This window comes from Kineosporia succinea, assembly GCF_030811555.1.
Taxonomy (GTDB): domain Bacteria; phylum Actinomycetota; class Actinomycetes; order Actinomycetales; family Kineosporiaceae; genus Kineosporia; species Kineosporia succinea.
Window position 1 is genome coordinate 7,495,715 of sequence record NZ_JAUSQZ010000001.1, and the last position, 15,293, is coordinate 7,511,007.

Sequence of the window (15,293 nt, forward strand, 5' to 3'; positions counted from 1 at the left end):
TTGTCGTCATCGTCGTGATCGTGGTCGTCGTCTTCCTGTTCCGGCGTTTCGTGCGCTGACACCCGGCTCACACCTGCAGGCGCAGGTCGGCGGCGAGCGCCGCGGCCTGCGTCTCCAGGTAGAAGTGGCCACCGGGGTAGACCCGCAGCGTGAGCGGCCCGGCCGAGTGCCGCTGCCAGGCACGGGCCCCGGCGATGTCGACCAGCGGGTCGTGGTCACCCATGAGAACGGTGACGGGGCAACGCGGTTCGCTCCCCTCGCGCCAGGTGTAGGTCTCGATGGCGGTGTAGTCGGACCGTAGCGCCGGCAGCACCATGGCGACCAGGTCCGGGTCGTCGAGGGCCGCGACCCCCGCACCGCCGAGCCCACGCACGTCCCGCACCAGTTCGCGGTCGTCGCTCAGGTGCACGGCCCGGTCGGAGGGCCACGACGGGGCGTTGCGTCCCGACGCGAACAGCCGCTGCGGCCCGGCCCCGCCCAGGCGCCGCGCCACCTCGTACGCGACCACGGCACCCATGCTGTGCCCGAAGAACGTCAGCGGCCCGGCCGGGATCCGCTCGGCGACCTGGTCGGCGAGCCGCGTGATCGAGGAGGCGAAGGGCTCCCGGAGCCGGTCCTGCCGGCCCGGGTACTGCACGGCCAGCACCTCCACGGCCGCCCTGTCCCCGGTGGGGCCCAGGGCCCGCGCCAGGGACGCGAAGGCGCTGGCCGCCCCGCCCGCGTGCGGGAAGCACAGCAGGCGGGGCGCGCTCGTCCCGGTGGCCCGGTTCAGGCGGCGGAACCACAGGCTGTCCATCAGTCACGCTCCGGGTCGGCCGCCGGGTAGTGCCCGGCGCGCACGAAGAAGTCCACGTAGCGGGTGAACAGCTCGCCGTCGATCACCGGGTCGCCCGCCAGGTGCGGGGGCAGCGCCGCCCGGGTCCCGGTGGTGTCGATCGGCGGGTAGAACGAGCCCGGGTGCGCGTTCATCAGCTGGAAGGCCTCGAGCAGCGGCAGCAACGGGTTGGCCGGGTCCTGCTGCACGTGCTCCAGCCAGCGCTGCGGGTCGAGCGGGTCCAGCCGGTAGCCGGCCGCCCGCAGCCCGTCGACCATCTCGGTGAAGGGCAGCGGGTGCTCGTTGAACAGGTGGAACGTGCGGTTGTGGGTGGTGGTGTCCCGGGCCAGGGTCGTGATCACCGCGCTGACGTGGTCGACCGGCAGCATGTGCACCGCCCCGGCCAGGTCCGCCGGAACCGCCCGGGCGTGCAGCATGCCCTTGAGGCTGAGCCACACGAAGTCCCGGGTCTGGCAGGCGCCGCTGTTCCGGTCGCCGCAGATCACGTCGACCCGGTACACCGAGACCGGCAGACCGCGCTCCCGGGCCTGCTCGACCAGCTGCTCGCCGACCCACTTCGTCTGCAGGTAGCCGCTGGGCAGGGCCTCGGCGGGGCCGGTCGGATCGGTGACGCGCAGCGGCACCTCCCCCGGGCCGGCGAACACCCCGGTGGTGGACACGTGATGCACGGGCACCGGCCGGTGCCGCGCGGCCAGGCGCAGGATCTCCTGTGTGCCGCCGACATTGGCGTCCCGCAGCTCCGGGTAGGGCCGCAGCCAGTGCACCGTGGCTCCCGCGTGCCACACCACGTCCACCGTGCGGGCCAGCCGGTCGAAGGTCTCCGGCGGCAGGCCGAGACCGGGGGCGGCCAGATCGCCCACGAGTACCGACACCCGGTCCAGGTCCACGTCGTCGCTCAGCCCGTACCACTCCAGCCCGGCCGCCAGCCGCTGCCGGGCCTGGCCCGGATCGGCGCCGCGCACCAGGCAGTGGATCCGCGCCCGGGTGGTGCGCAGCAGGTCGCGCAGCACGAACCCGCCGAGGAACCCGGTCGCCCCGGTCAGCAGGATCTCCCGGGGGTGCGGCGTGAGATGCACCGGTCCGGTGGGCCGGACGTCGTCGGCCAGCCGGGCCTCAGCCTCGAAGTCGATACCGGCAGCGGCCTCGGTCCCACTGAGCTCGGCCTCCAGATAGGCGGCCAGGCGCGCCGGGCTCGGGTGGTCGAACACCGCGGTCCCGGCCAGCCGCACCCCCGCCGAGGCTCCGAGCCGGTTCCGCAGCTCCACCGAGGTGAGCGAGTCGAGACCGAGCTCGGGGAACGGACGATCGGCCGGCACCGCGTCCGGGTCACCGAGCCCCAGCACGGCGGCGGTCTCCGCCCGGACGGCGGCCAGCACGACCCGCGACCGGGCCGCCGGCCCGAGCCCGGCCAGGGCCCCTCCCAGGGACACGGCCGCGGCGGCGCTGTTGTGCGCGGCCCGCCGTCCCCTCGCCCGGGCCAGCCCGTCGAGCACCGGTGACGCCGGCTGAGCCTGGGCCCGCAGCGCCTCGAGGTCCATCGGGGCCACGACGACGGCCGGGGCGTCCAGACCCATCGCCAGGTCGAGCAGCGCGGGCCCCTCGTTCTCCGGCACCGGCCGGAACCCGGCGCGCGCGATACGGTTGCGATCGGCCTCGGAGAGCCCGGACCCCATACCGGTCGGCTGGTCCCACAGCCCCCAGGCCACCGACGTCGCGGCCAGCCCGAGCCCGGCGCGATGGGCCGCCAGGCCGTCGAGGAACGCGTTCGCCGCCGCGTAGTTGCCCTGCCCGGCACCACCGATCACCCCGGCGATCGACGAGAACAGCACGAACGCGTCCAGGTCGTGCGTGAGCTCGTGCAGGTTCCAGGCCGCGACCGCCTTCGGGGCCAGCACCGACGCCAGCCGCGCCGGACTCAGCGACCCGATCAGCCCGTCGTCCAGGACCCCGGCCGCGTGCACCACCCCGTTGACCCGACGGCCCTCCAGCAGGGCCGCGAGCTGCGCGCGGTCGGCGACGTCGCAGGCGGCGAACTCGGCCTGCGCGCCGAGCGCGGCCAGGTCGGCCCGCAGGCGCTGCGCCCCGGCGGCCCCGGCCCCGCGCCGGCTGACCAGCAGCAGGCGCTTCACCCCGTGTTCCCCGGCCAGGTGCCGGGCGAACAACGAGCCCAGCGTCCCGGTGGCCCCGGTGACGAGAACCGTCCCGTGCCAGCGGGACTCCTTTCCCGTCCGGGCGGAAACGGCCCGCAGCCGCGGCCGCAGCACGACGCCGTCACGCACGGCCAGCTGAGGCTCACCCAGCCCGCACAGCAGCGGGACGAGCGCGTCCGACTCCGGGCGGCCGTCGGAGTCGACCAGCACGATCCGCCCCGGCGCCTCGCTCTGCGCCGAGCGCACCAGCCCCCACACCGCGGACGCACCGGGATCGGTCACGTCCAGGACGGCCCCCCGGGTGACCACGGCCAGCGGACGATCGCCGGCCAGCCCCTCCTGCACGAACCCGAGCACCCGTTCCAGGCCGCTCGCCAGCACCCCGGCCTCGTCGTCCCCCGTCCGCTCGCAGTGCAGAACATCCACCGGCCCAGCCGTTCCCGTGACCGACACCGGGGTCCAGGCCATCTCGAACAGGCTGTCCCGCGGCACCCCGACCACGTCCGGGCTCCCGAGGTGCACCGCCTCGGCCCGGGCCACGAGCGCCCCCGAGCGGTCGGCCAGCGTCATCGTGAAAGAGCCCTCGCCCGTGGGCATCAGGTGCACCCGCAGCGCGGTGGCTCCGCTCGCGTAGACGCGCAGCCCCTGCCAGCGCACCGGTTCCCTCCCTCCCAGCGCGGCGTCCAGCAGCGCCGGATGCAGCACCCGGCCCCGCACGTCCAGATCGGGCAGGGCCACCTCGCGCAGCTCGTCCTCGCCGAGGCGCCAGGTGCCCTCGCCCCTGGCCTCGGCCCCGGGCGGTGGCCACGGCGCCAGGCCGGATTCCGGCGCCGGGCCGACGGTGGTGTGCAGCGAGCCGTGGGCCACCCGGATCCACGCCTCGTCCGAGCCGTCGGGACGGGCGTGCACCGTGAGAGCGTCTGCGGTGACGATCATCTGGATCTCCAGGGCACCCCGGTCCGGACGCGGCAGAGGAGTTTCGAGGGTCAGTTCCCGCACCCCCGAGAACCCGGTCTCGTCGGCGGCCGTCAGCGCCAGTTCCGCCAGCACCGCGGGCAGCGGATCGGTGCGAGCCACCCGCCCGGTGAGCACGACCCCGCCCGCATCGGCCAGCGGCACGGCCGGGCCCACCACCGGATGGCCGGTCACCGCCCGCTGCGAGGAGACCCAGAACCGGCGCCGCTGGAACGGGTACGACGGCAGGTCGACCGGCCCGGTCCCGGTCCCGGCGAAGAACGCCTTCCAGTCGACGGAGACCCCGCGGGTGTGCAGATCACCGAGAGCCGCTGCGACGGCGCGGGTCTCGGGCTCATCGGCGTGCAGCAGAGGCACCGCACCGGTCCCGATCAGACCGGAGAGCACCGTTCCCGGCCCGACCTCCACGAACGTGGCCGCCCCCAGCCCGGTCAGGCAGAGGGACGCGTCGGCGAACCTCACGGCCTCCCGCACCTGCCGCACCCAGTAGTCGGGCGAGGTGAGATCGGCCGTGGCGTCACCGGTGAGCGTCGACACGATCGGGATCCGCGGTGCGTGGTACCGCAGCGTGCGGGCGACCGTGCGGAACTCGTCGAGCATCGGGTCCATCAGCGGCGAGTGGAAGGCATGGCTCACCCGCAGCCGCCGGATCCGGAACCCCCGGGCCGCGGCGTCCTCCCCCACCGCCAGCACGGCCTCCTCGCCGCCGGACAGCACCACCGACGACGCCGCGTTCACCGCCGCCAGCACCACGCCGTCACACATCAGCGGCTCCACGACCGTCGCGGGAGCGGCCACCGCCAGCATCGCCCCGCCCGGCGGCAGCGCCTGCATCAGCCGGGCGCGGGCTCCGACCAGCCGGGCCGCGTCGGGCAGGGACAGCACCCCGGCGACGTGCGCGGCGGCCAGCTCGCCGATCGAATGGCCCGCCAGCAGATCGGGTTTCACACCCCAGTGCTCCAGCAACCGGAACAGCGCCACCTCGAGGGCGAACAGCGCGGGCTGGGCCTGCCCGGTGTTCTCGAGACCGTCCGGGACGTCACCGAGCACCAGGTCACGCACGGGCACGTCCAGCTCGGCGCAGACCGCGTCGAACGCGTCGGCGAACGCGGGGTACCCGGCGTGCAGTTCACGGCCCATGCCCGGACGCTGACTGCCCTGCCCCGGGAAGACGAACGCCGTGCGCCCGGCGACCGGTTCGCCCGGAACGGCCCGGCGCAGAAGTCCGGCGAGTTCGGTGTTCCCGCGGCCGGCGACCGCGATCCGCAACGGCAGGTGCGCACGGCCGGTGGCGAGGGTGCGGGCGACACCGGCCAGATCGGCACCGGTTTCGATCACCTCGGCGATGCGCGCGGCCTGAGCGGTCAGCGCGGCCGGGGTGCGGGCCGAGACCAGCAGCGCGATCGCGGGCAGCCCGTGATCGTCCGGAGCGACCTCCGGCGGGGCCTGCTCGAGGATCACGTGCGCGTTGGTACCGCTGACCCCGAACGCCGAGACCGCCGCCCGGCGGGGACGGTCCGTGCGCGGCCAGGGACGCAGATCCCTCACCAGTTCCACCGACCCGCGCGACCAGTTCACGAACGGGGTCGGCTCGTCGACGTGCAGGGTCGGCGGGACCTCGGCGTGACGCAGCGCCTGGATCATCTTGATCACACCCCCGACGCCCGCCGCCGCCACGCTGTGCCCGACGTTCGACTTGAACGAGCCCAGCAGCAGCGGGTGCTCACGGTTCTGGCCGTAGGCCGCCAGCAGGGCCTGCGCCTCGATCGGGTCACCGAGCCGGGTGCCCGTGCCGTGCGCCTCGACGACGTCCACGTCACCGGGCCGGAGCCGGGCCGAGGCCAGCGCCGCGCGGATCACCCGCTCCTGCGCCGGGCCGCTCGGCGCGGTCAGGCCGTTGGAGGCCCCGTCCTGATTGACCGCCGACCCGCGCAGCACCGCCAGCACCCGGTGCCCGAGGCGCTGCGCGTCCGAGAGCCGTTCGAGCAGAACCAGTCCCACCCCCTCCGACCAGCCGGTGCCGTCGGCCGCGGCCGCGAACGACCTGCAGCGGCCGTCGGGACTCAGGCCGCGCTGCCGGGAGAAGTCCACGAACCCGCCCGGGTGCCCGGAGACCGTGCACCCTCCGGCCAGCGCCAGCGACGACTCCCCCGAGCGCACCGACCGGGCCGCCAGGTGCATCGACACCAGCGACGACGAGCACGCGGTGTCAACCGTGACGGCCGGGCCGCCGAAGCCGAAGAAGTACGAAAGACGACCCGAGGCGACACTTCCCAGCTTGCTCGTCATCAGGTATCCCTCGAGCTCCGCCGGCGCGTCGAGACCCAGGTAGCTCTGCTCGACCACCCCGGCGAACACCCCGACGTCCGTGCCCCGCAGTCCCGCCGGGTCGATCCCGGCATGCTCGAACGTCTCCCAGGCGGTCTCCAGCAGCAGCCGCTGCTGCGGGTCCATCGCCAGGGCCTCCCGCGGGGAGATCCCGAAGAACTCGGCGTCGAACCGGGTGGCGTCGCCCACGAAACCGCCGTGCCGGGTGTACGAACGGCCCGGCCGGTCCGGATCCGGGTCGTAGAGCGTCTCGACGTCCCAGCCCCGGTCGTCCGGCCAGGCGGTGATGCCGTCGCGGCCCTCGGCGACCAGGTCCCACAGGTCGTCGGCCGAGCCGATCCCGCCCGGGTAGCGGCAGGCCATGCCGACGACCGCGACCGGTTCCGTCTCCCCCGCCTCCAGCTCGGCCAGCCGCTGCCGGGTCCTCCTCAGATCGGCCGTCACCCACCTCAGGTAGTCGGCCAGCTTCTTCTGCTCCGGACCGTCCCCGTGCGTCGTCTCGGCGGACATCCCCCACCCATCCTTCCCGCGCTAGCTCGCCGCGCGACCCAGTTCGTTGTCGATGAAGTCGAACACCTCGGCCAGCGAAGCCGTCTCGATGCCGTCCGTCGATGCGGGCACCGCCCCGGAGAACCGGGTCAGCAACGCCTGCAGCTGGAGCACCAGCGCTCCCTGCCGCGCCGGGTCCTGTGCGAGCCCGGTGACCAGCTCCTCGAGGCGGTCCAGCTCGGTCACCGCGGACGGCACCGGCTCCCCCACCACCTCGTCGAGCAGGTACCCGGCCAGCTCCCCGGGCGTCGGACGGTCGAAAACAATGGTTGCGGGCAGACTCTCGCCCACCTCGGCCGACAGCCGGTTGCGCAGTTCGAGCGCGGTCAGCGAGTCCAGTCCCAGGTCGCGGAACGGCCGGTCGGCGCTCACTTCGGTGCCCCCCAGAATGGTGGACGCCTCGGTCACCACGAGATCGACCAGGAACGAGCGCTTCTGGTCACCGGAGAGGTCGCGGAGCCGCTCGGCCAGGCTCGGCGGCTCGGCCACGGCCGTCCGGGACCGGCCCGGCAGCAGGCCGCGCAGCAGCGGCAGCAGCCGGTCGGCGGTCCGGAGCACCGAGGCGCTGAACGGAACCGCGACGACCGCCGGGACGTCGCACGCCCGGGCCGCGTCGAAAAGCCGCAGCGCCTGAGCCGGTTCGACCGGCCGAACCCCCTCCGGCAGGTGGAGCCGCACGTCGTGCCCGCTCTCCTCGAGGTTCCACGGCCCCCAGGCGAGAGAGACCGCCCGCCACCCCCGGGCCCGGCGACGTGAGGCCACCGCATCGAGAAGCGCGTTCGCCGCCGCGTCGCCGGACTGCGCCAGTGCCCCGAAACTGCCGGCGGCCGAGGAGAAGAGCACGAAGAACTCCGCGTCCGGCACCAGGTCGTCGAGATGCCCGGCGGCCCGGGCCACGTCGAGCACGGCCTCGAACCGGTCTTCGGTCATGGTGGCGAGCAACCCGTGGTCACGCACCCCGGCCGCGTGCACGACCCCGGTCACCGGCTCCCCGTCGAGCAGGACGGCCAGGGCCTGCCGGTCGCGCACGTCGGCGGCGGCCAGGACGACCTCGGCGCCGAGCTCGTTCAGCTCGGCGCGCAGCTGCGCCGCCCCCGGCGCCGCCGATCCGCTCCGGCTCACCAGCAGCAGACGCCTGACCCCGTGGGCGCCGGCCAGATGGCGGGCGATCCGCGAGCCGAGAGCGCCGGTGCCCCCCGTGATCAGCACCGTGCCGTCGATCCGGTGGTGCTGCGCCGGGACCACGGCCGGGGGGATCCGGGTGAGACGCGGCACCAGCGGACGGGTCCCGCTCACCCGGACCTCGGGCTCCCCCGCCGCCAGGGCCGTGTCGAGAGCCGCCGGGTCGTCGGTGTCCAGGTGCACCAGGACGATCCGGCCCGGCGCCTCGGCCTGGGCCGCGCGCACCAGACCACACCCGGCCGCCGTCCCCGGCTCCTCGTCCAGAGCCACGACCAGCAGGGGGGTTCCGGAACGCCGCTCGTCGGACAGCCACTCCCGAACCGTCCGCAGCGTGAGGGACGCATCCGTGACCACCGTGACCACCGCGTCCGCCACCGCCCCGGAGGTCAGCACCGGCAGCCCCTCGAACCGCCCCGCCGGATCGCCCAGGAGAGCCCAGGTCCGCGGCCCCGGCACCGAAACCTCCGGCCCCGGGGACCAGGTCACCGTGAGCAGGCCGGTGGGCCCGGTCTCGGCGAGCGGCCCGAAGGTGATCGACCCGACCGTGAGCACGGGCCGGCCGGCCCCGTCGTGCAGGTGCAGGGCGAGCGAGCCGTCGTCCGTGTCGCTCCAGGTGGGGGCGGCCCGGTCGGTGCCCTCCCGGTGCAGGTGGATGTCGTGCCAGGCGATCGGCACGTCCTCGGCGGGCGCGACGTCCAGAGCCGCCTCCAGGAGGCGCGGATCGAGCCGGAAGCCACCACCACGCGCGGGCGCCGGCCGGTGCCCGGTCGCGGGTGCCAGGGTGCCCTGGGCGTGACGGGTCCACGGGTCGGACGTCCCCTCCGGCTGGGAGTGCACGGAGACCGTCGTGCCCCCGTCGCCGGCCGGGATCGCGGTGCGCACCTGAAGGCGCAGGGCCCCGGCGGTTCCGAGGGACAGCGGCGCCTCGACGAGCAGCTCCCGCACCCGCTCGTGCGGGCCGGTCGCGGCCAGCACCAGTTCGACCAGGGTGGCCACCGGCGCGTCCTCCGTGAGCCGGCCGGTGAGCACGCTGCCGGTGTCCGTGGTCAGTTCGGCCGCGAGCAGCGGGTGCCCGGTCGGGGTGAGGCCCAGTCCGGCGGGGTCGTGCCCGGGCACGGTCGAGGGCTCCAGCCAGAACCGGCGCAGCTGAAATCCGTTGTTCCTCAGTCCGTCGAGAGCTTCGCCCACCGTCTCCGGCTCCGGTCGCCGGGCCCGCAGCAGCGGCACGGCCCCCTCGACGAGCGCGCTGAGCACCCCGTCCGGGCCGAGTTCCAGGTAACGGGTGACACCCTGCCCCTCCAGGAACCTCACCCCGTCGTGGAACCGCACGGCGCCGCGGATCTGCTCGGCCCAGTAGGCCGGGGTTCGCATCCGGTGACCCGCCGGGCGGCCGGTCAGGTTCGAGATCACCGGGACGGACGCGGGGGCGAACGTGAGATCCGCTATGGCGGCGGTGAACCCGGCGAGGATCCCGTCCATGTGTGCCGAGTGGAAGGCGTGCGAGACGGTCAGCCGCTTGACCCGTCGCCCCCGGTCCCGCCAGAGCCTCGCCACCTCCTCCGCAGCGTCCTCGTCCCCCGAGATCACCACGGAGCGAGGCCCGTTGACGCCGGCGACCGTCACCCCGAGACCCTCCAGGGTGGGGACGACCTCGTCCTCGGACGCCTCCAGCGCGACCATCGCACCGCCCTCGCGCGCCGACTGCATGAACCGGCCGCGGGCGATCACCAGCGCGCAGGCGTCGGGCAGGTCGAGCACGCCGGCGCAGTGGGCCGCGGTGACCTCGCCGATCGAGTGGCCCAGCAGGTGGTCCGGTTTCACCCCGGACGCCTCGACGAGCCGGAACAGGGCCGTACCGAGGGCGAACAGGGCGGCCTGGGTGAAGGCCGTCTGGTCGAGCAGGGCCGAGTCGGCGGAGCCCTCGGCCGCGAACATCACGGCCTTCAGCGGACGCGACAGCTGCGGATCGAGGTGGGCGCAGACCGCGTCCAGGGCCTCGGCGAAAACCGGCTCACGCTCGTACAGCTCGCGGCCCATGCCCAGACGCTGGCTGCCCTGCCCGGTGAACAGGAACCCGGTGCGCACACCCCGGGTGGGCTCGGGCACGTCGGTCGCGTACTGCTCGAGCACGACGTGGGCGTTGGTGCCGCTGATCCCGAACGACGACACCCCGGCCCGCCGCGGACGCCCCGCGGTGATCTCCCACGGCCGGGCGTCCTTCAGGAGCTCGACCCGGCCGGCCGTCCAGTCGACCTGCGACGAGGGCTCGTCCACGTGCAGGGTGGCCGGGAGCACACCGTGACGCATGGCCTCGAGCATCTTGATGATGCCGCCGACCCCCGCAGCGGCCTGGGTGTGCCCCAGGTTGGACTTGAGAGACCCCAGCCACAGCGGCTTCTCACGATCCTGACCGTAAGTGGCCAGCAGGGCCTGCGCCTCGATCGGGTCACCGAGCCGGGTGCCCGTGCCGTGGGCCTCCACGACGTCGACGTCGGCCGCGTCCAGCCCGGCGTTCGCGAGCGCCTGCCGGATCACGCGTTCCTGGGAGGGCCCGTTGGGTGCGGTCAGGCCGTTCGAGGCCCCGTCCTGGTTCACCGCCGACCCGCGCAGGACCCCGAGGATGCGACGGCCGTTGCGCACCGCGTCCGAAAGCCGTTCCACCACGAGCAGACCCACACCCTCCGACCAGCCCGTGCCATTTGCCGACTCGGCGAACGAACGGCACCGCCCGTCGGCCGCCAGACCGCGCTGGCGCGAGAACTCCACGAACGCGGCCGGGGTCGACATCACGGCCACCCCGCCGGCCAGCGCCAGGTCGCACTCCCCCTGCCGCAGCGCGTTCGCGGCCAGGTGCAGCGCGACCAGCGACGAGGAACAGGCCGTGTCCACCGAGACCGCCGGGCCCTCGAAACCGAAGGTGTACGAGAGGCGTCCCGAGGCAACGCTTCCCGCACTCCCTCCGGCGAGGTAGCCCTCGAGTTCCTCGGGGACGGGTCGGGTGAGAGTGCCGTAGTCGTGGTACATCACCCCGGTGTAGACACCGCTGCGCGAACCCCGTAGTGACGCGGGCACGATTCCCGCGTGATCCATCGCCTCCCACGCGGTCATGAGCAGCAGACGTTGTTGCGGGTCGGTCGCCAGCGCCTCGCGGGCCGACATGCCGAAGAAGTCCGGGTCGAAAAGATCGGCGTCGTGCAGGAACCCGCCTTCGCGGGTGTACGAGGTGCCGGGCCGTCCGGGGTCCGGGTCGTAGAGGGCGTCCAGGTCCCAGCCGCGGTTGACCGGGAAGCCGGAGATCGCGTCGCGGCCGTCGGCGACGAGGTGCCACAGCTCTTCGGGCGACGAGACCCCGCCCGGGTAGCGGCAGGCCATGCCGACGATGGCGACGGGTTCGTCGGTGACCGTGCGGATGGTACTGGCCGTGCTCGTTCTGGTGCCGGTCGTCAGCTCGGTGAGGCGCTGGGCGAGGGCGTCGGGGGCCGGGTAGTCGAAGACCAGGGTGCTGGGGAGCCGCAGGCCGGTGGCCGAGCCGAGGCGGTTGCGGAGCTCCACGGCGGTCAGCGAGTCGAGGCCCAGTTCCTGCAGCGGACGGTCGGCGGGGATCGAGGCCGCACCGGTGTGACCGAGCACGGCCGCCGCTGCCGTGCGCACGAGGCCGAGGAGATCGGTCGCCGGCTCGATCTTCCGGCCGCCGCTCCCGCGCGGACGCGAGGGGACGAGAGCACGCATGACCTCGGGGGCGTCCGGGCCCGCGGCGCGCAGGTCGAGCCGGGTCACGGCCACCACCGGATCGTCGCCGGTGACCGCGCGGTCGAACAGGTCCATGGCCTCGTCGGGGTGCAGCGGCACGATGCCGGTGCGGGCGAGGCGGACGCGGTCGGTGCCCGTGAGCTCGGCGCCCATGCTGTGGGTGGTGTCGTCCGCCCACAGGCCCCAGGCGAGCGAGAGGGCGGGCAGTCCCTGGGCGCGGCGGTGGGTGACCAGGGCGTCGAGGAACGTGTTGCCCGCGGCGTAGGCGGCCTGCCCGGCGTTGCCGAACAGCCCGGCCAGCGACGAGTAGACGACGAACGCGCTCAGGTCGTGATGCCGGGTGAGCTCGTGCAGGTTCCAGGCCGCGTCCACCTTCGCCCGCAGCACCGCCCGCAACCGGCCGGGGTCGAGCGCGGCGAACGTGGCGTCGTCGAGTACGCCCGCGGCGTGCACCACGGCGGTGAGGTCGGTGCCGGCCAGGGCCTCGGCGAGCGCCCTCCGGTCGGCGACGTCGCAGGCGGCGAACCGGACCTGGGCCCCGAGCGCCGTCAGTTCGGCCGCGTGTTCGGCCGCGCCCGGGGCCTGCGCCCCGCGGCGGCTGATCAGCAGCAGACGGCGGACGCCGTGGTGCACCACCAGGTGCCGCGTCACCACCGGTGCGAGCGCACCGCCGGCCCCGGTGACGAGGACGGTTCCGGTGCCCCAGCCGGCCTGCGTCACCCCGTCCGGCGTCGGTTCCGGGCGGGTCGTGCCCGTCGGCGCGGTGATGCGGGCGAGCCGGGGGGCGCTGAGCGCACCGTCCCGCACCGCCACCTGGGGTTCCCCGCACGCGAGGGCCCGGATCAGCGCGGGGCCCGGGTGGTCGAGGTCGACGAGCCCGAGGCGGCCGGGGTTCTCGGTCTGCGCCGACCGCACCAGGCCCCAGACGCCGCTGGGGGAGAGATCGGCGAGACGGTCCGCGCCGGTCACCGCGACCGCGCCCCGGGTGACCACCACGATCCGGGTGTCGTCGAGCAGTGGCCGGGCCAGGCACTCCTGCAGCGTCTTCAGCACCCGGGCGGTCGTGGCGTGCGTGCGTGGTGCGGTGCCCAGCTCCGTGGACCCGGACGGCACCGGCACGACGAGCACCTCGGGTGCCTCGTCCAGTGCCTCCAGGTCGGGAACGCACGGCACCGTCACGGGCAGCCCCAGGCGGTCGTCACCCAGCACCGCCCAGTGCCCGATCTCGTCCGTCCCGTCCAGCGGGGTCCAGGTGAGGCGCAGCAGACCGTCCCGCACCGGTGCCGTCCCGGCCGCGCGCAGCGTCAGTGCCTGGACGCTCGCCACCGGCAGACCGCTGTCGTCGGCCAGGTCCAGGGCCACGGTGTCGCCGAGGGTGAGCCGCACCCGCAGCGAGGCCGCCCCCGGTGCGTACAGCCGCACCCCGTTCCAGGCGAACGGCAGAAGGGCCGGGCCGTCGGTGTCGAGCAGGAGCGGGTGCAGCGCGCTGTCGAGCAGTGCCGGGTGCAGCAGGAAGCCTCCCGCCTCGACCGGCCCGATCTCGGCGAACAGCTCGTCGCCCTGCCGCCAGGCGCGGCGCAGGTTCTGGAAGTGCGGGCCGTAGGCGTACCCGGCCGTGTCCAGCCGGGCGTAGAGACCGTCGAGGTCCACCTCGTCGGCGCCGGGCGGAGGCCACCGCGTCAGGTCCGGCCCGGCAGGCCCGGTCTCGCCGGACAGCCGGCCGGTGGCGTGCAGCGTCCAGTCCTGGTTCTCTTGGCCGCGGCCGTAGATCTGGATCTCCCGCTCCGCGTCGCTCTCCGGCCCGACCACGACCTGCAGCCGGTGCGTCCCCTTCAGCCGGACCGGGACCGGCACGGTCAGCTCGGACACGACCGGGCAGCCGGTCCTCTCCCCCGCCCAGGCCGCCAGCTCGACCAGCGCGGTGCCGGGCACGAGTACCGTGCCGCCGATCGTGTGGTCGGCCAGCCAGGGCTGCGTGTGGGGTGTGACGCGTCCGGTGAAGCGGTGCTCGTCCCGGTCGGCGGCCGCGATCCCCGAGCTCATCAGCGGATGCCCCACCGGCTCGGACGCGGCGGCCGGCTCGAGCCAGAACCGCCGCAGCCGGAAGGCGTGAGGCTCCCGGGCCGGCCCGGGAACGTCCGTCCGGGGCGGCTCTTCGAGAATGACGTGCGCGTTCGTGCCACTGATCCCGAACGACGAGACCCCCGCCCGCCGCGGACGGCCCGGCACCACGTCCCACGGGCGTGCCCGCGTGAGCAGCTCGACCGCTCCCGACGACCAGTCGACCCGTGACGACGGCTCGTCGACGTGCAGCGTCGCCGGGAGCGTTCCGTGCCGCATCGCCTCGAGCATCTTGATGATCCCGCCCACCCCGGCGGCGGCCTGGGCGTGCCCGATGTTCGACTTCAAAGACCCGAGCCACAGCGGTGCTTCACGTCCCTGACCGTAGGCGGCCAGCAGCGCCTGCGCCTCGATCGGATCCCCCAGCCGCGTCCCCGTGCCGTGGGCCTCCACCGCGTCGACCTCGGCCGGCGACAGGCCCGCGTTCGCCAGCGCCTGCCGGATCACCCGCTCCTGCGAAGGCCCGTTCGGTGCCGTGAGGCCGTTGGACGCACCGTCCTGGTTCACCGCCGACCCCCGCAGAACGCCCACGATCCGGCGGCCGTCGCGCACCGCGTCCGAAAGCCGTTCCACCACGAGCAGACCCACGCCCTCCGACCAGCCCGTGCCGCCCGCCGACTCGGCGAACGAACGGCACCGCCCGTCGGCCGCCAGACCGCGCTGGCGGGAGAACTCCACGAAGGCCGTCGGGGTCGACATCACCGCCACCCCACCGGCCAGCGCCCGGTCGCACTCGCCACGACGCAGCGCGTTCGCGGCCAGGTGCAGCGCGACCAGCGACGAGGAACACGCCGTGTCCACCGAGACCGCGGGCCCCTCGAAACCGAAGGTGTACGAAAGGCGTCCGGAGGCAATGCTTCCCGCGCTGCCACTGAAGAGATAACCCTCCTGTTCACCGGGCAGGTTCGCGCGCGATCCGTAGTCGTTGTACATCAGCCCCGCGAAAACCCCGGTGGAGCTGCCCTTCAGGCCCAGCGGATCCAGCCCGGCCCGTTCCAGCGCCTCCCACGCCGTCAGCAGCAGGAGCCGCTGCTGCGGATCCAGCGCCGCCGCCTCGCGGGGTGACAGACCGAACGGCTCCGGGTCGAACAGATCGGCGTCGTGCAGGAACCCACTCTCCCGGGAGTACGACGTCCCGGGCACCGTCGGGTCGGCGTCGTACAGCGCGTCCAGGTCCCAGCCGCGGTTGGCCGGAAAGCCCGACACGGCGTCGCGACCTTCGGCGACCAGCTGCCACAGCTGCTCCGGAGAGGACACGCCGCCGGGGTAGCGGCAGGCCGTGCCCACGATCGCGATCGGCTCCAGTGCCCGTTCCTCCACCTCGCGCAGACGCCCGCGCGCCTCCTGGGCGTCGGCGATCGCTCGCTTCAGGTAGTCACGCAGCTTCTGCTCGTCAGCCATGG

The 15,293-nt window shown here is 74.4% G+C and carries 2 protein-coding genes and 1 pseudogene; all 3 read right to left on the reverse strand.

The genetic code is table 11. The features are described from left to right. Positions 1-67: 67 nt before the first annotated feature. On the reverse strand, positions 68-796 hold the full coding sequence (locus J2S57_RS33085) for a thioesterase II family protein (protein ID WP_307250128.1): 729 nt from the start codon (positions 794-796) through the stop codon (positions 68-70). Beyond that, positions 796-6,768: pseudogene (locus J2S57_RS33090) on the reverse strand (thioester reductase domain-containing protein); the annotation flags it as partial. The pseudogene J2S57_RS33090 and the gene J2S57_RS33085, both read right to left, overlap by 1 nt. A 51-nt stretch (positions 6,769-6,819) precedes the next feature. Beyond that, positions 6,820-15,291 (reverse strand): type I polyketide synthase, encoded by an 8,472-nt coding sequence (locus J2S57_RS33095; protein WP_307250130.1) that lies wholly within the window; start codon positions 15,289-15,291, stop codon positions 6,820-6,822. Positions 15,292-15,293 lie beyond the last annotated feature (2 nt).